The organism is Ferruginibacter sp. HRS2-29, from assembly GCF_024343615.1.
Lineage (GTDB): Bacteria > Bacteroidota > Bacteroidia > Chitinophagales > Chitinophagaceae > Ferruginibacter.
This window is the reverse complement of sequence record NZ_RJUB01000003.1, coordinates 31,877-49,774: the sequence shown is the minus strand read 5'-3', so window position 1 is coordinate 49,774 and position 17,898 is coordinate 31,877. Positions and strand designations below refer to the sequence as shown.

At 45.3% G+C, this 17,898-nt stretch carries 16 protein-coding genes; 7 read left to right on the top strand and 9 right to left on the bottom strand.

The features are described from left to right. Window positions 1-49: 49 nt before the first annotated feature. Window positions 50-838, top strand: coding sequence for a polyprenol monophosphomannose synthase (locus EGI32_RS01770; protein WP_255153640.1), 789 nt, complete (start codon window positions 50-52; stop codon window positions 836-838). 221 nt (window positions 839-1,059) lie between these two features. Continuing rightward, entirely contained in the window at window positions 1,060-1,758 is a 699-nt protein-coding gene (locus EGI32_RS01765; RefSeq protein ID WP_255153639.1) for a carboxypeptidase-like regulatory domain-containing protein, read from the top strand. A 50-nt stretch (window positions 1,759-1,808) separates the two neighbouring features. Here EGI32_RS01765 and xerD read toward each other — a convergent pair whose 3' ends face one another. After that, complete coding sequence (gene xerD / locus EGI32_RS01760) at window positions 1,809-2,711, bottom strand: site-specific tyrosine recombinase XerD (RefSeq protein ID WP_255153638.1); 903 nt, start codon at window positions 2,709-2,711, stop codon at window positions 1,809-1,811. Window positions 2,712-2,795: 84 nt separating this feature from the next. Between xerD and EGI32_RS01755 the strand changes: the two genes are divergently transcribed. Next, window positions 2,796-3,305 carry a YkgJ family cysteine cluster protein gene (locus tag EGI32_RS01755; RefSeq protein ID WP_255153637.1) on the top strand — a complete coding sequence of 170 codons (510 nt, stop codon included), beginning with the start codon at window positions 2,796-2,798 and terminating at the stop codon, window positions 3,303-3,305. A gap of 273 nt (window positions 3,306-3,578) precedes the next feature. Here EGI32_RS01755 and EGI32_RS01750 read toward each other — a convergent pair whose 3' ends face one another. After that, on the bottom strand, window positions 3,579-3,935 hold the full coding sequence (locus tag EGI32_RS01750; protein ID WP_255153636.1) for a YraN family protein: 357 nt from the start codon (window positions 3,933-3,935) through the stop codon (window positions 3,579-3,581). 74 nt (window positions 3,936-4,009) lie between these two features. Here EGI32_RS01750 and EGI32_RS01745 point away from each other — a divergent pair, with 74 nt between their 5' ends. After that, complete coding sequence (locus EGI32_RS01745; protein ID WP_255153635.1) at window positions 4,010-4,567, top strand: DUF6580 family putative transport protein; 558 nt, start codon at window positions 4,010-4,012, stop codon at window positions 4,565-4,567. Window positions 4,568-4,711: 144 nt separating this feature from the next. Here the strand turns inward: EGI32_RS01745 and rnhA are convergent, their stop codons facing one another. Together rnhA and EGI32_RS01735 are read right to left on the bottom strand one after the other, a co-directional pair. After that, complete coding sequence (gene rnhA / locus EGI32_RS01740; protein WP_255153634.1) at window positions 4,712-5,188, bottom strand: ribonuclease HI; 477 nt, start codon at window positions 5,186-5,188, stop codon at window positions 4,712-4,714. A gap of 294 nt (window positions 5,189-5,482) precedes the next feature. After that, window positions 5,483-7,111, bottom strand: coding sequence for an acyl-CoA carboxylase subunit beta (locus EGI32_RS01735; protein WP_255153633.1), 1,629 nt, complete (start codon window positions 7,109-7,111; stop codon window positions 5,483-5,485). 181 nt (window positions 7,112-7,292) lie between these two features. On the opposite strand from EGI32_RS01735, the gene EGI32_RS01730 reads away from it, so the two are divergent. Next, window positions 7,293-8,495: a PA2928 family protein gene (locus EGI32_RS01730; RefSeq protein ID WP_255153632.1), complete on the top strand. Its 1,203-nt coding sequence runs from the start codon at window positions 7,293-7,295 to the stop codon at window positions 8,493-8,495. Window positions 8,496-8,946: 451 nt separating this feature from the next. Next, window positions 8,947-9,615: a hypothetical protein gene (locus EGI32_RS01725; RefSeq protein ID WP_255153631.1), complete on the top strand. Its 669-nt coding sequence runs from the start codon at window positions 8,947-8,949 to the stop codon at window positions 9,613-9,615. Between the two features lie 184 nt (window positions 9,616-9,799). On the opposite strand, the gene EGI32_RS01720 is transcribed toward EGI32_RS01725, so the two are convergent. From EGI32_RS01720 to EGI32_RS01700, 5 genes are all read right to left on the bottom strand, one after another. After that, window positions 9,800-10,219, bottom strand: a complete 420-nt coding sequence (locus tag EGI32_RS01720; protein ID WP_255153630.1) for an ACT domain-containing protein — start codon at window positions 10,217-10,219, stop codon at window positions 9,800-9,802. Window positions 10,220-10,486: 267 nt separating this feature from the next. Then, window positions 10,487-11,890: an efflux transporter outer membrane subunit gene (locus EGI32_RS01715; protein ID WP_255153629.1), complete on the bottom strand. Its 1,404-nt coding sequence runs from the start codon at window positions 11,888-11,890 to the stop codon at window positions 10,487-10,489. A gap of 142 nt (window positions 11,891-12,032) precedes the next feature. Further along, complete coding sequence (locus tag EGI32_RS01710; RefSeq protein WP_255153628.1) at window positions 12,033-15,227, bottom strand: efflux RND transporter permease subunit; 3,195 nt, start codon at window positions 15,225-15,227, stop codon at window positions 12,033-12,035. 28 nt (window positions 15,228-15,255) lie between these two features. Next, window positions 15,256-16,404 (bottom strand): efflux RND transporter periplasmic adaptor subunit, encoded by a 1,149-nt coding sequence (locus tag EGI32_RS01705; RefSeq protein ID WP_255153627.1) that lies wholly within the window; start codon window positions 16,402-16,404, stop codon window positions 15,256-15,258. Between the two features lie 220 nt (window positions 16,405-16,624). Next, on the bottom strand, window positions 16,625-17,221 hold the full coding sequence (locus tag EGI32_RS01700) for a TetR/AcrR family transcriptional regulator (RefSeq protein ID WP_255153626.1): 597 nt from the start codon (window positions 17,219-17,221) through the stop codon (window positions 16,625-16,627). Window positions 17,222-17,462: 241 nt separating this feature from the next. Between EGI32_RS01700 and EGI32_RS01695 the strand changes: the two genes are divergently transcribed. Then, entirely contained in the window at window positions 17,463-17,846 is a 384-nt protein-coding gene (locus tag EGI32_RS01695; RefSeq protein WP_255153625.1) for a hypothetical protein, read from the top strand. The last annotated feature ends 52 nt before the right edge of the window (window positions 17,847-17,898 follow it).

Here is a 17,898-nt window from a genome sequence, read left to right as displayed (position 1 = left end):
CAGCCACTTTTCTTTTATATTGTATTTTTGGCATTCAATTAATTGGTATTTGGAAAAAGTTGTTATTATACCTACTTACAATGAGAAGGAAAATATTGAAGCGATCATTGCTGCTGTAATTGGCCTCAACTCAAACTATCACATCCTCATCATTGATGACGGATCGCCTGATGGTACCGCGGATATTATCAAATCTCTTTTTCCCAAATACCCGGGATTACTTTTTCTCGAAGAAAGAAAAGGCAAACTTGGATTGGGAACGGCTTATATACATGGGTTTAAATGGGCGCTTTCAAAAGGGTATAAATATATATTTGAAATGGATGCGGATTTTTCGCACAATCCCAATGATCTCGACAGGCTTTATGAAGCCTGCGTTTCGCAGGGGGATGTAGCCGTAGGGTCCCGTTATGTAAAATCAGGCGCTGTCGAAAACTGGCCGGCCAACCGTATCGCTTTGTCGAAGGGAGCCTCCTTATACACCCGCATCATCACCTGGATGCCGGTAAAAGACCCCACTGCCGGTTTTGTTTGTTACCGCCGGAATGTGCTGGAAACGATTAATCTCGATGCTATCAGTTTTGTAGGATATGCCTTCCAGATAGAAATGAAATTTGCCGCCTGGAAGCTTGGCTTCAGGATCATCGAAGTGCCTATCACTTTCAAGGACAGGAAACTCGGTGCCAGCAAAATGAATAAAGGCATCGTAAAAGAAGGCATCCTGGGTGTATTGAACCTGAGATGGCAAAGCCTCTTCAAAAATTATCGCAAGCGGGTGGCGCTTACACCTGTCACACCGATCTATCCTCAGCAGGAAGATGTGTTACTCGAGAAATAATTTTATTACACGAATTAAAGCGAATTACACTAATTACACGAATTTCCTGATCCTGCTTTTGCAGGATTTTTAGTTGGGGATGTCCGGAGCGAAGACCAGCTCAGATCTTCGCTAATTCGTGCAATTCGTGTAATACATTCCGCTGCAAGCGGAATAAAATTCGTGTAATAAACATTTATGTAATCCCCCCAGGTGCTGCATCCGGTAAAAAAATTACTACCATGCAACCGATACAGATCTCCATCCCGACTCCCTGCCACGAAAACTGGGACAATATGCAACCGACCGAAAAAGGCCGGTTTTGTAATGCCTGTACCAAACAGGTCATCGATTTCAGCGTAATGAGCGATGCACAGGTGCTGAATTATTTTGCCCACCTTAAAAACGGATCCGTGTGCGGACGGGCTTATCCCGAACAACTCAACCGTGCGATGGAAGCCCCTGTGACACCTGTAAAGAAAAAATGGTACTGGAATTACATCGCGTTACTGCTTGTTTTCTTTGGGAAATCAGCCGAGTCCAAAGCGCAAAAAATAGGTAAAGTGGCCATCATGCCCTCAACACAGCAGCCGCAGCCCATCCGCGAAGTAGGGGAGATTGCGGTAGTACAGCCAAAGCGGGCTATTTCAGGTAAAGTATTGGACAACGGCGGTAACCCGATTCCGGGTGCAAGCATATTTATTGCCGGTTCCGGAAAAGTGTATACTTCCGGAAAAGATGGTGGTTTCAGTTTCCTTGTTTCCGGCAACGATAAAAGTCTTCAGATAAGTGCACCGGGGTACCAGGCAAATACGATCGTGCTGAACACCAATGAAAATTATGTCACAAGATTACAACGGATGACTGAAGTGCAAGGGGATGTTAGGGTAACTGCCGGAATGATGATCGTGCGACCAGTAACTCCGAAGAAGAAGAGTTGAAGAGTTGAAGGTTGAAAGTTGAAAGTTGAAAGTTTTTTAACCTTCAACCTTCAACTCTTAAATGCCGGGTGAAACTGATGCAAGGTTGTCCTTAAAAATTCCCGGTCGAGATGTGTGTAGATCTCTGTGGTGGTAATGCTTTGATGCCCCAGCATTTCCTGCACAGCCCGGAGATCGGCACCGCCTTCCACCAGGTGTGTGGCAAAAGAATGGCGGAAAGTATGCGGCGAAATATTTTTTTTGATACCGGCTTTCGCAACGAGATCTTTCAGCATCAGGAAAATGAATACACGGCTGAGCCTGCTGCCACGGCGGTTGAGAAATAAAATATCTTCTTCGCCGGGTTTGATGGTAAAATGCGAACGGATCGTTTTCCGGTAGATGTTGATGAACTTGATCGCATCGCTGCCAATAGGCACCAGTCTTTCTTTATCGCCTTTACCCGTTACTTTTATAAAACCCACATCAAGGAACAGGTTACTGATCTTCAGGTTTACCACTTCACTTACGCGTAACCCGCAGCTGTACATGGTTTCGAGTATCGCACGGTTTCGCTCGCCGCCTTCTTTGCTGAGGTCGATGGCCGCGATGATCTGTTCTATCTCTTCAAAAGCCAGTGTATCGGGGAGTTTGCGGGTAAGTTTGGGAGCCTCCAGCAAAGTAGTGGGATCGGTGCTGCTGATCTGTTCTATCAGGCAGTATTTATAAAAACTCCTTAGTCCCGAAATGATCCTTGCCTGCGAAGTCTGCGTCATTCCAAGCTCCGCAATCCATTTCAGGAATTTTTCCAGGTCCTGCATTACCAGTTCTTCGGGTTTCTTGAGGTTGCTGTGCAGCAACATATATTCCGTCAGCTTTTCAATATCATGCAGGTATGCTTCTACCGAATTATCCGATAGCGACCTCTCCAGCTGCAGCCATGCCTTGAACCCCTTTTTGTACGCTTCCCACATAAAATAGTTTGCTTATTGCCTTACAATTTAATTAAACATTATTTTCGCTGCATAAATATTTATTTTCAGAAAATACTTCTACTTATGTTGCCGGTAAATTTCAGGACTTTCAGAAAAAAGCTCTCGCAGAACAGAACCGCGTTTCGGCGTTTTCTCAATAAGACTGAAAAAACACCGCCTCCGGCTATTGACAAGGTCACACCGGTAGTAGCGCAGGAAGTATGGCAGGAAGTGGACTGCCTCAGTTGTGCCAACTGCTGCAAAAAAATGACGCCCACATTTACGCCTGCCGATCTGAAAAGGATCTCCAACCACTTCGGGCAAACTCCGGATGAATTCCGCAAACAATGGCTGCGCAAAGACCGCAATAAAGACCTCATCAACAAGACAGAGCCTTGCCAGTTCCTCAACCTGCAGGATAACAAATGTTCGATCTACGCCATACGTCCCGCAGACTGTGCCGGTTTTCCGCACCTTTCAAAAAGAAAATGGACGGATTATGCATACATTCATAAACAAAATATAGATTACTGCCCGGCTACCTATAAGATGGTGGAGAAGATGATCGTAAGGTTTGAGACAATTAAGAATTAAAAATTAAGAATGAGGCGGAGATGGAAGCGATAAAAATAATCGCAGATTTCATAAAGATGAAAGGATTGCGCAGATTATTTTTTGCAAGCAAAAAATCGGAAATGCAGTTTATAAAAACGATGACTTATTAATGAAGTTGGAATTTTCTAAACTGCATTTTATTTTCACGTAGTGAAAAAAATTGCGAAATCATCTCATCTTTATGAAATCTGCGATTATTTTTATCGCTTTTATCTACCCTGTGATAATTAATTTTTAATCTTTAAGTTTTAATTATTCGTAGATGTCTTCGATCAAAAAATAATCCGGCTCTTCCTCTTTGTGTAATGTGATGGACAGTACATCAAACTGAATCCTTTGCCATTGGGGGTTAAGGTATAGATATTCCGCGGAGGCGTCGATCAGGTGCCTGATCTTTTTGCTGTTGACACTTTCTTCGGGATGGCCGAATTTTTTTGTGCTCCGGCATTTCACTTCAATAAAATGCAGGATGTTCTCTTTGTGTGCAATGATATCGACTTCCCAGTGTTTGTGCCGCCAGTTTTGTTCCAGGATCGTATATGCATGGTTGAGGAACCAGGTTGCTGCCAGTTGTTCGCCCCGTTTGCCTGTATCGTTGTGAGAAGCCATCTTACAAAATAAGGCAAAATACCCGCAGGGCAATAAGTAAAAAAATACTTAGTTTTGCCAAAAGAACGATTTTCATGAACCAGACAAAATCAAATATCATCATAGGAGCAGTTATGATCCTGTTGGCAGCGGTACTCAAACTGGCAACCTACCATAATTCTTTCAGCCTTACACCTATTATAGCGATCGCTTTATTCAGCGGTGCGGTAGTATCAGATAAAAAACTCGCGTTCCTCATGCCTTTGCTGGCAATGTTCGTGGCGGATCTTCTGCTTGATCTTAGTGGGGTCGGTATCGGCTTTTATGGTGTTGGACAAATCGGTAATTATGTTTGCCTGTTGTTTGTAACACTTTTGGGTTTCTATATGAAAAAGATCAGTGTACTCAGCGTAGCCGGTTTTTCTATCGGTTCAAGCCTCCTGTTTTATTTTTTGAGCAATAGCAATACGTTCATTTTCGATACATTCAATATGTACGAACGTTCTTTCAGCGGTTATATCCGTTGCATGGCACTTGGACTGGAATTTCTGAAGACGAGGATACCGACTGATCTTTTTTACAGCGCTGTGCTGTTTGGTAGTTATGTGTTGATGTTTAAGAAGACAACTACACCGAGGAAAGTGATTGCATAGTTTTTATTACACGAATTTTAGCGAATTACACGAATTATAAAATCCCGCCACTGGCGGGATTTTATTTATCTGGCATGGTGGTCTAAAAAATCAGCCACTCAGTAAACACGTCATAGATTTGACTATTGACCATTCACTATTGACCTACAAGCTTCCCAATGCTTCCTCGTACCCCACATCCGGGATAAGATCTTTACCATCCGCAGCAGCGGTAGCCAATTCATCGCAACGATTGTTGTAGGGGTTATCGGCATGGCCTTTTACCCAGATCATCCTGATGGTGAATTGTTGTGATATGTTGTGAAAACGCCTCCACAGATCAGGATTCTTTTTACCGCCTTTGAAATTGGTTTTTATCCATGTTTTTAGCCATCCTTCTTCAACAGCTCTTACCACATATTGGCTATCAGAATAAATAGTAACGGGAATTCCTTTTTTTGTAATGGCTTCCAGGCCTGCTATAACGGCCATCAGTTCCATACGGTTGTTGGTGGTATGTTGGTAGCCCTGCGATAATTCCTTGCGGTGTGGCCCATACATCAGTATCGTTCCATAGCCGCCGGGGCCGGGGTTTCCACGCGAAGAGCCATCGGTGTAGATGGTGATGGTTGAAGTGTTCATTGTGCGAAGTTACGGGTTGCGGGTGACGGGTGAAATGATTGTTGGCGGAGTTTTCTGCAGAAATTTTGTTTGTCTTTTGTTGGTTTGTAATTACCGAACGTCTCTTTACCGCAGAGAACAAGAGGGAGCGGAGTTTTCGCAGAGAAATATTTGCAGGCTCTGCGAAAACTCTGCTCCCTCTTGTTCTCTGCGGTAAAAAAAAACGTCCTTAATCAAAGAATGACTACACATAAACAACCTTCCAAACTCTTCACAAACGATCTGTCAACCCACAACCCGTCACCCGCAGCTTCCCTAAACCTGGAACACGCCCGTCTTAAACTCCGCTATATCCGCATTATGGTCCGCAGCTTTTATCCCTTCCGAAATAACACTTCTTGTTTCAGCGGGATCAATAATTGCGTCTACCCATAACCGTGCAGCGGCATATTCCGGTTTGGTCTGTTTTGTGTATTTATCGGTGATCTTTTCTAAAAATGCTTTTTCTTCTTCAGCCGTCACTTCCTTTCCTTTGGCTTTCATGGCGCCTACTTCAATCTGCAGCATGGTCCTGGCTGCCTGTTCGCCACCCATCACCGCAATTTTGGCCGTAGGCCAGGCGTATATGAACCTTGGGTCATACGCTTTGCCACACATGGCGTAATTGCCCGCCCCATATGAGTTTCCTATGATGATGGTGATCTTAGGTACCACGGAATTTGCCACCGCGTTCACCAGCTTTGCTCCATCTTTGATGATGCCGCTGTGTTCGCTTCGGCTGCCCACCATGAAACCGGTCACGTCCTGCAGGAATACCAGCGGGATTTTTTTCTGGTTGCAATTCATGATAAAACGTGCGGCTTTATCAGCACTATCGTTGTAGATCACACCGCCCAACTGCATTTCGCCTTTTTTACTTTTTACGATCAATCGCTGATTGGCCACGATGCCCACAGCCCATCCATCTATGCGGGCATAGCCGCATACGATCGTTTTGCCATAATCTTTTTTGAATTCGTCAAAGCTGTCGGCATCCGTGAGGCAATCGATCATTTGCAGCATGTCGTAAGGTTTTGTATTGCCTTCACTCATGATGCCGAACAACTGGTCTTTCGCTGGTTTTGGTTCTACAGGTGTTACTCTGTCAAAGCCTGCCAGGGTTGGCTTTCCAAGCCTGCTGATGATCTTTTTCACCTGGTCAAGGCATTCTTCTTCCGTTTTGAATTTGTAATCGGCAATACCCGATAATTCATTATGCGTTGCAGCGCCACCCAACGTTTCCGCATCAATATCCTCACCAATAGCGGCTTTCACAAGGTATGGCCCGGCCAAAAAGATAGAGCCTGCTCCTTCCACCATCAATGTTTCATCGCTCATGATCGGCAGATATGCACCTCCGGCAACGCAGGCACCCGTAACAGCGGCAATCTGCGTGATGCCCATCGCACTCATTTTTGCATTGTTGCGAAAAATGCGCCCGAAATGTTCTTTGTCGGGAAATATCTCATCCTGCATGGGCAGGAAAACGCCCGCACTGTCTACAATGTAGATCACCGGCAATTTATTTTCCATCGCGATCTCCTGCATACGCAGGTTCTTCTTTCCTGTGATGGGAAACCATGCACCTGCTTTCACCGTTTGGTCATTGGCCACGATGATGCACTGCCTGCCACTTACATAGCCGATGCCGCTCACTGTGCCGCCGGCCGGGCAACCACCATATTCCTCATACATTTCGTAACCGGCAAAAGCGCCAATCTCGGTAAAAGGGGTATTGGGGTCGCACAGGTAAGCGATCCGTTGCCGCGCCGTGAGTTTGTTTTTCTCTTTTTGTTTCAGAGCGGCTTTGGCGCCGCCACCTTCATAAATCTTTTCGAGTTTTTGCCGTACCTGGCTCCACGCCATTTTCATGGCATCTTCATTTTTATTGAACTGTATATCCATAAAGCTTGCAATATTAGTACTGGCAAAGTACTGAAAAGTTGTGGAATAACAGTTGACATCTACTGAGTTGACACCTCAGGAGATGTCAACTCAGCCGTTCGTTTAACCAAAACCGTCATATGCTCAAAAGCCGCCTGTTGTGAAAGAGGAAATTTCTAATTTTCCATTTCAATTGAATAGTATGAGCCGTTTATCCCGTTTTTTTGTAGGAGGATTTGTTGTGATCGGTGGTTTTATCGCCCTGTTCCTCTTTGGGATCAGGGGCTGCCTGTCGAAATATGACGAACGCAGCGCCCTGCCGCCGGTGGTTTATATTGAAAAAGACGGCAAAAAGCTATTGTTCAGCCTCGTGAAATTTTCAAAAACGACTTCGTATTCACAATCCGGTGGCTTTATTCATAAATCGGTGAGCGATGAATATTATTTACAAACGAATGATGCCATCACCGGTAAAAAAATAGGAGCGGAAGAAATCGATCTTCCTTCACGTATTACACAATACCCGATAGAAGTGTTGGGCACCAATGGCTCGCAGGTGTGGATCTTTGCCAATGAGTTGATGTTGTATGATGCGTTCACATTGAAAAAGCTGGCAGATATCAAATCGCTGGAAAAAAGCAACGCAGCATTGTCCGGGAAATTTCCTGCTGAAAGAAGGTATTATGATTTTGTAACTGCAGAGAGCTCCGTAAAATTCACTGCTACAGATGGTACTCCATGGATACTCGATGCTAAAACATTACTGGCAAAACCATTTACAGCAATAAAAGAGGATACTGAAAAAGCTGAGCTCGCTTCGCGGATAAAAAGCCTGGAAAGGTATGATATGCATTTCAGCCAGATGAAGCTCAACCAGGATACACTGAATCGGGAATGGTTTGGATTGTATTCTACGGATGAATTTAATGCGCTTAACGACAGGGTTTATATCAACTCTTCTTATGGTGAAGATGAACGCCGCCAGTTGCTCACCGCCAGAAGCGACAGCAGCAGGTATGGCCAGGTATATATTGATAAAAAGAACGTAAAACAAATAATCGCGGCAGGTTATTATCTCGATGGGGGGTTCCTGCTTAATAAACAAACCGGACAATTACTGCATCCTGAAAATTCGAACAGTTACCTCGTGGTTTCCAAAAGCCAGATAGGTAACGAGGGGTCAATCATCATCAGCTGTGTTTCACCCGATGGATATGTAGCGTGGAAATATGATACGGAATTAAGTCAATGGACGGATTGGCAATACAAAAAAAATAGACTTTACATTTATGGCAGAAACAATAAAGACCTGAGTTCCGGGGAGATTAACCTGCTCATCATCGTCAACCTGAAAGATGGAAGCACGAAGAGGTATGATTATTTTACAGATAAAAGCCTCAATTGATAATTATGAATTTGTGAAGATCGAAACGAAAAATAATCGCAGATTTTAAAAAAGATAAAAGGATTTCACAGATTATTTTGCTGAAGCAAAATTGAAATGCATTTTATAAGATCAGTGCAAGATCTTGCAAACTGCATTTTCATTTTTTACGAAGTAAAAAAGTAATCAGCGAAATCCTTTTATCTTTTTTAAAATCTGCGATTCCCCTGTCCGCATCATTCTTCGCTTAATTCTTAATTCTTAATTCTTTCTTACCGATTGTTTATTAAGGCCTGTCATACGCACAACAGAAAGGCTTTTTGCGAAGAGTGGGTTTTAGTTTTGCTTCACTAAATCATTTAAACCGCATTGAAGAGTACACGGCTTTAACGATAAGGTCTTTTATATTTTTTACCATCATTTTATAATCATCAAATAAATATTAATCAATCAACACAAAAAGAACAAACTAATGAGAACACAAAAGTTTTTATCCGTACCAGTAATATTGCTCGCCGCAGCAAGCTTAGTCAGTAGCTGTAAAAAAGAGGAGGCGCCATCGCAAACCTGCCGTATCATCACCGTTTCTGCACCTGGAACTGATCCGATCAACTTTACTTACAACGCAGAAGGAAAAGTAAGTAGTTATATTTCCGGTAAAACGAGCATCACCTATGCTTACAGTGGCAACAATGTAGTATCGAACGAAACCTTCAATGGCGCTTTTTCGCAGAAGAAGATCATTACTAATGGTGCCAATGGACTTACGACCAATGTAAAGACTGAAACAAACGCCGATGGTACTCAATGGTACAACGATACATATGAATATAGCGGTACACAGCTTATTAAAGCTACTACTACATATTCTAACGGCTCGCAGCCGATCGTCAACATCCTTAAATGGGAGAACGGAAATATGGTAATGCTTACACAGGGAAATAATGTTACCAACATCGAATACTATGCTGATAAACCTGCACAGCAAGGAGATTATCTGGATCTGATCCAGAAGACCCAAAACATAAACATCTACCGTACCAAAAATGCCATCAAGTCACTTTTCTCCGGCGGGGACATCAACACATACGAATACACATTTGGGAACGAAGGAATTACCGGGTTGAAAATGACCCTGTGAAATTCAAGCACCAATTATACTTATCAATACCAGTGTAATTAAAAAGTTCAAAGGTTCAGGAAGTTCAAAGGTTCAAGAGTTGTTTTTAATGGAAGAAATTTTGGAACCTTTGAACTTATTTCCAATTTATACCCGACATTAATAAATAAAGGCAGGGTGTAAACTGCCGGGGTTTCATGTTTCCTCATTCACTTCTGTGCCCGAACCCAGCTTCTTTCAACAACATGATCGCTCTTTCAAGATCTTTATCCATAACAAGTATCAGGTCGTTCGAAAAGCTGGACGTGATCACAATATCAATTCCGGCTACGGCCAGCGTATCGGTGATGTATGCGATGAAACCAACACAATAAAACGGGCTGCCGCAGCGGATATTCAGCAGTTTCCAGCGTTCCTTATTTTCTTTGTAATTGCCTTCCATCGGCAGGTTGGAAATATCAGTGACCACGGTGATCTCAATGCCATCCCTCACCACCAAAAGATGCTTTTCGGGGTCGTTGACCTTTTCTGCACTGGTATAAACGTAAGTGCCCGGATCGAGTGTAAACCAGCTGGCAGCAATCACCGGCGCCAGTTCCTGTTTGTAATTTGGATGTGTTGCCATAAGTTTTAGTAACGAAACAAAGATACTGAGAGTTTATTATTATTTATATCGTCAAACCGGGCTTGCCGAAGGCGACCGCTAAGGTTCATCGAGGAGAAGTTTTTCCGCTGCGTGCTATCCATCTGCGCTCATCTGCGGAAAAAAAATCAAACGGCCACTTCTTCCGAAGCGGCCGTTATTTTATATGGAGATGTAATATTCCTCTCTTGTTTTTCGCACCTATCTCCCCGAATTCGTGTAATCCGTTTTCATTCGTGTAATCCGTGTTTACTGCCCACCACCCAGCGAACGATACAACTCAACCGCTGCGCCCAATTCCGCACGTTTCAACATGGCCAGTTCAATTTCGCCCTGCAATACATTGCTTTGCGCTGTGATCACTTCCAGGTAATTTGCCATGCCGTTTTGAAACAGTAATCCTGCATTCGAGGTCGCCTGCTGCAAAGTAGCCACCCTCTTCGCCGCTATCCCTTTCTGCACTTTAATCTTATCCAGTTTTGCCAATGCATTGGATACTTCGCCAACGGCCAGCAACACAGCCTGCCTGAATTCGAGCACTGTTTTCTCTCTTTCTATTTTGGCAGTTTCCAGTTGTGTTTTCAACTGTTTGTGTTGCAGCAAAGGCTGCGATATTCCACCGGCTACTGCACCAAACAGCGAAGCCGGAATGTTGAACCAGTTGCTCGCTTTAAAGGAATTCAATCCGCCGGCGGCAGTGATGGTAAGGGAAGGGTACATGCTTGCCTGCGAAATGCCCACGTTTGCGTTGGCGATCGTAAGATCGAGTTCGCGTCTGCGGATATCCGGTCTGCGTTTAACCATTGCCGTAGGTATACCGGCATTCAGGGAAGCAGGGAGGTGGATAGCATCCAATGAAGTGGATGTATTGATGGCCGCGGGCAATTTGCCGGTGAGGATGCTCAGGGCATTTTCCTGTAAGATCCTGTCCTGTTCAAATTGTGGTACCAGTTGCGCAGCATTTTGTTCCTGTGCAGTCACCTGTTGCACCGCCAGTGAAGTCACCTGCCCTGAACCGAATTGTAATTTTGTGATGAACAAAGTACTGTCGGTGAGTGCCAGGTTTTTCTTCGCGATAGCGAGCTGTGCATCCAGCATCAGGAGGTTATAATATCCTTGAGATACCTGTGCGATGATATTGGTCTGGATCGCTTTTTTTGCTTCACCAGTCTGCAGGTATTGCGCCAGCGCGCTCTTCTGTTTGTTGCGGATCTTTCCCCAGATATCCGCTTCCCATGAAAGCGACACATTCGCGTTGAAATCTTCAATGTGTGATTTCTTCAGAAACTGGCTCAGGCTCAGTCCGTTCAGGCTGTTATCCGAAGGGCGGTTAGACCCTGCCGTTATGTTGAGCGAAGCGGCCGGAATATAATCCCACTTTACCTGGCTGACCGCAAGCTGCGCCTGCCCGATATTTTTTAACGCCAGTTGCATATCAAAATTTTTGATCAGCGCGCTGTCAATCAGGCTTTGTAATACCGGATCGGTGAAGAAATCTTTCCACTGTACATCAGCGATGCTGGTAGTGTCGGAGGTAGACACATCCCTGAAACTTTCCGCTACGGGTGCTTCCGTTATGTTGATATCCTTTGTGATCTTGCAGGCGTACAATACCAGCACGATGAAAGCATATAATTTGAATTTTGTGTTCATGGTCTTTTATTTAAAACTCCTTGTTATTAAACGTATCGGGCTATTAAGATGAAGTCATCTGTGCAGGCCCTTTTCTTATCCATGTTTCGACAAGCCCAACACGACAGTTGCTGTCAGTCTGAGCTTGTCGAAGACGGCATTATTAATTCAGTTCAAGCTGCGGTACCACAGAAAGTGTGTGTGCAGATTGTTGGATAGCTTTTGGTTTGCCGGTGATCTTTTCCTGTATGTACTGGAAAATGATGAATAGGATCGGTATGATGAACAAACCGAGAATTACTCCGGCGATCATTCCGCCTGCTGCGGCGATACTGATCGAATGGTTACCTTGGGCAGACGGCCCGGTGGCACGCATCATCGGTATCATACCCACGATGAACGCGAGTGATGTCATGATGATCGGGCGCAGGCGAAGCTTCGCGGCTTCCAATGCAGAGGCGATCAGCGTTTTGCCCGCATGCCTTCTTTGCACCGCAAACTCTACGATCAGGATGGCATTTTTGGCGAGCAGCCCTATCAGCATTACCAGCGCTACCTGTACATAAATGTTGTTTTCGATACCAGCCAAACCGATAGCAGAGAATACACCCAGGATACCGGCAGGGATAGACAGTACTACAGCCATTGGTAGGATGTAACTTTCGTATTGCGCTGCCAGCAGGAAGTAAACGAAGAGCAGGCAAAGCCCGAAGATCACTGCTGATTGTCCACCCGACGAGATCTCTTCTTTTGTAAGACCCGTGAACTCCTGCGTGTAACCGTTTGGCAGGCTGGTTTTCGCCACTTCTTCTACAGCTCTTATTGCATCACCGGTGCTGTAACCGGGTTTTGGGATAGCGTTGATACCGATCGAATTGAACAGGTTATACCTCGATACGGTTTCTGGTCCGTACACACGGTTCAGTTTTACCAGTGTGCTGATCGGCACCATTTCTCCGGTACGGTTCTTCACGGAGATACCATTGATCGCGTCCGCATTCGCCCTGTCTTTGGGATCGGCCTGCACCATCACACGATAATATTTACCAAATCGATTGAAATCGGATGCCTGCGCACTACCGAAATAAGCCTGCAATGATTGCAGCACATCTTTTACTTTAACGCCCAGTTGTTCGGCTTTTTCATCATCCACTTCCAGTTCGAGCTGCGGGTAATCCGCTTTGAAAGAAGTGAAGGCAAATGCGATCTCCTTACGTTTCATCAGTTCACCGATGAAACTGGTAGATACTTCTGCAAACCTGTTCAGCGTTCCGTTGCCGGTGCGGTCCTGCAACACCAGGTCCAAACCATCCACATTGCTGAAACCCGGAACTGTCGGGAACGTGAACACGAAGAAATTTCCTCCTTTGATCTGCGCCAGTTTCTGCCGCGTATCATTCATCATTACGTTTATGTCTTTGATCTTTCCTCTTTCAGCCGAAGGCTTGAACGACACGAATGCCACAGCAGCAGAGGGATTGGAAGATTGTGTAAGGATGTTGAAACCTGACAATCCCATCACCGCTCTTTTTGCTTCGATGCTGCTCAGTACTTTTTCTCCTTCCTTGATGACTTCGGTAGTGCGTTCCAATGATGAACCCGGAGGCATGGATAACGCGATGGCGAAGAAGTTGAGATCTTCTGATGGAATAAAACCTGTTTTTGTTTTTTGCACCAGGTAAAAAGTAGATGCGATGATGAGCACCAGGCTGGTGATCGCCACCCATTTGTAACGGGCAAGAAAACGCAGGCTGCCAATATATTTATTGGTAAGCTTTGAAAAACCGGAATTGAATCCTGCAAAGAATTTTTCTTTGAAGGTCAGTTTTTTTGCAGGAATGGATGGATCACTTGTATGAACATCTTTCAGGAATAAGGCACATAAAGCAGGACTAAGCGTAAGTGCATTTACAGCGGATATCACAATGGCGATGGCAAGTGTGAATGCGAACTGGCGATAGAATACACCGGTTGAACCACTCATGAAACCCACTGGTAAGAACACTGCACTCATCACCAGGGTAATGGAAATGATAGCGCCGGTAATTTCCCGCATCGCCGAAAGGGTAGCGGCTTTTGCCGGCAGGTGCCGGTGCTCCATTTTGGCATGTACGGCCTCCACCACCACGATGGCATCATCTACCACGATACCGATAGCGAGTACTAACGCGAACAAAGTGAAGAGGTTGATGGACAACCCGAACAGCTGCATGAAAAAGAAAGTACCGATGATAGAAACTGGTACGGCGATGGCCGGTACCAATGTCGATCTGAAATCCTGCAGGAAGATGAACACCACGATGAACACGAGTATGAAAGCTTCTATCAGCGTGTGTTTCACCTGTGCGATCGATTCGTCGAGCGGGATCTTGGTATCATAAATAGTGGTATAACTGATGCCCTTCGGAAAATTTTTGGAAACTTTTTTCATCAGTTCCGCGATAGCGATCTGTATCTCGTTGGAATTGGAGCCTGCCAATTGAAACGAAGCGATATTAACGCCGGGTTTTCCGTTTGTACGCGTATAGTTTCCGTATGTATACGCTCCGAATTCCACACGGGCCACATCTTTCAGCCGAAGCATCGAGCCATCAGGATTGGCACGGATCACGATGTTTTCGTAATCTCCGGGCTGGTTCAGTTTTCCTTTGTACTTGATGATATATTCAAAAGATTCTTTGCTGCTTTCGCCGAGTTTACCGGGAGCCGCTTCAAGGTTCTTGTCTTGTATGGCCGCCATCACTTCCTGCGGCACGAGATTGTAAGCACTCATCTGCGCAGGGTTCAGCCACACCCTCATCGAGTAATCCTTGTTACCACCAAAGATGATCGATTGTCCCACACCCTTTATCCTTTTGATCTCCGGGATGATGTTGATCTGCGCATAGTTCGCCAGGAAAGTCTGGTCATACGTCTTTTCGTCTTCCGCATAAAGATCAACTACTACCAACAGGCTGTTTTGTTGCTTCGATGTGGTAACACCTGCCTGCACTACTTCGGCCGGAAGCTGGCTCGTGGCCTGCGCTACACGGTTTTGCACATTCACCGCGGCCTGGTCGGCATTGGTACCGAGTTTGAAATAGACGGTGATCACCAGCGAACCGTCATTACTGGCGGTTGAGCTCATGTAGCTCATGTCTTCCACACCGTTGATCGATTCTTCGAGTGATGGTGCAACGGAGCGGAGTACGGTTTCAGCATTCGCACCCGGGTAAAAAGCCGTCACCTGCACAGCCGGTGGGGCGATATCGGGAAACTGCTGAAGGGGTAAAGATTTGAGTCCGATCAGGCCCAGTATAACGAGCAGGATGGAGATCACGGTGGCCATGACTGGCCGTTCTATGAATTTCTTGAACATAAAAATGTTAGTTAGAGATAAATAAAAATTAATTCTTCAAAGCCACACTAGTCACAGGTTTGGCTGGTGTGATCACCATGCCATCCTGGAGGTGATCGAGCCCGTTCTGCACAATTTTGTCATTCACTTTCACGCCCGAGCTTACCAGGTAATCGGTGCCCGTTTTGCCGATGATCGTGATGGGGCTCCTGTTCACTTTGTTGCTGTCGGATACGAGGTATACATAAATTTTATCCTGCACTTCTACCGTAGCCGCCTGCGGAACAAGCAATGCATCGGGATGTTGCAGGCCAAGACGGATCTTGCCGGTATTGCCGGAGCGCAACAAACCTTGCGGGTTTGGGAAACTTGCCCTTACAGTGATAGCGCCGGTGGTACGGTCAAATTGACCATCCACGATATCTATTTTTCCCTGCTGCGGATGAATGCTGTTGTCGGCCAATATCAACGATACAGGGGGAAGGCTCTTTATTTTTTCTTCGATGCTGTTGCCTTTGTAATGTTCTTTGAAACCAATGAAATCAGTTTCGCCGAGGGCGAAATAAACATGTACTTCATGTACATCCGAAAGGGTAGTGAGCGGAGCAGGTTCGGCACGCGATACCAGGCTTCCCTGTTTTTTCAACAGGCGCCCGATGTAACCGCTTACCGGTGCACGAACGATCGTATAACCAAGATTGATATTGGCGGCCGATACCGCTGCTTTTGCCTGCTGGGCATTGGCCACGGCGGCTTTGTAAGCTGCCTGCGCCATTTTCAATTGTATTTCTGCCACCACTTTATTTTGTACCAGCGGAGTCAGTTTATCGATCTCGAGTTGTGCATTGGTGATAGCCGCGTTGTATGCCGAGAGGCTTGAGTTGGCGCTGTTCAGCTGCTCGCGGTAAAGCCGGTCGTTGATCCTGAAAAGTGGTTGACCGGCAGTTACATAGGCACCTTCGTTTACCAATACCTGTTCAAGGAAACCCTCTACCTGCGGACGAATTTCCACATCGGTGGTGCCTTCAATGGAAGCGGGGTAATCAGAATAGGTAGTGGTCGAAGCCTGGCTGATCTGCACTACCGGAAAAGCCTCCGGGGGCGGGGCAGCGGCGGTTTCAGGTTTTTTAGCAGAGCATCCCGCCAGGAACAAAAGTAGCGCGGGGAGTAAAGTTTTGATGGAAAGTAATTGTTTCATAAACGTTATTAAATTGTTGAACGATGTTAAGCGAATGGGTAAAAAAAATATTGATTTTCGACAGTCTCCGTAGGTTTTCAAACCCTCCGGGCATCTTTTGGGGTAAGAAGTCTTTTAGTTTAAGACACTCCGGGGTTTTGAGAAACCCCGGAGGTCTTTAGCGTTTTTTAAATCAGTAAAATCATTTAATGGTGTTAAGTAATTGGGCAAAAAAAATGTTCTAGTCTTTCATAGAACGTATGATGCCATTGATAGCGTCTTTCAGGATCTGTTGGTTGATCTCGTCACTCACTCCCTGGCGAACGATATTGATAGAGATGAGTCCGTGTACCACCGACCAGAACGTGTAATATTTGGTGCAAACCGCGTCATTATCCAGCGGAACCTGCAGTATCTTTTGTATCACATCCGTGATCATTTTTGCCGGTGACTGCATTTCCGGACATTCGGTCTTCATCACACAACAGTTCATTTCCACACCAAACATCAGCTGATAATATTCCTTATGGGCAAATGCAAAGTCCCAGTACGCCAGCCACATAGCTTCCAGTTGTTTTTCCGGTATAGCCTGTGTATCGCGTGCCTCGGCCAGTTCGGCCGTAAGTACCCGGTAACCTTTCCTGGTCAGTTCCTGCAGGATGGCTTCCTTATTGGCGTAATATTCATATATGATGGGGGCGGTATACTCAATCTCATCGGCGATCTTGCGCATGCTCAACGACTGCCAGCCTTCATTCTTCACTATCTTAAAGGCAGCATCAAGGATGCTGATCCTCGTCTCTTCTTTTAATCGCTGTATTCTTTCCTTGCTGGCCATGATGAATAAATTAAGAGGTGTAAATAATCTAACACCGTTAAGCGAAGGTAAGGAGCTTTTTCATTTAAGCAAATAAAATTTTGAAAAATTAACAAATTTTGCCACAGCTACGCAGCGTCATGGCGAAACACAGCGGAGTATATTTATTGAAAGATTTACCCCGCCCAGCGCAAGGACGTGCCTTGCGCTGGGCCGTCGGGGCGCGCTGATGCTGTGGTTCAACTTTTGCCCCTCATTTATCATGAAGATTGCCCTTTCAAATACCGCAACCATCACCGCAGCCCGTGTGCTTGAAAAAGCAGGCGATTTAAAACAGGCTGTTATAGTCTATAAAAAACTCCTCCGCACCCCATCTACGGCTTTGCCCGCGCTTAACCGCCTGATGATCATCTATCGAAAGCTCAAAAAATATGAAGAAGAAAAGAAAGTGATCGATCAGGCAATAACCATTCACCTCAACCATTACCAGGCAGTAAAACCCCGCAACATCAAAGCCGACAATCTCAGCCGCCAACTCAATCTTGCACTGGGTTTAGCGGATAAAAAAGGGAAAACACTCTACAAGCCCGATGAAGTGTTGAAGCTTGAAAAAAGAAAAAGGTTTGTCCTGAACAAAATTGGCTAACATGTTACAGTCATGCTCCAGCGCACAATTGGCACAATATTTAACCATCCTC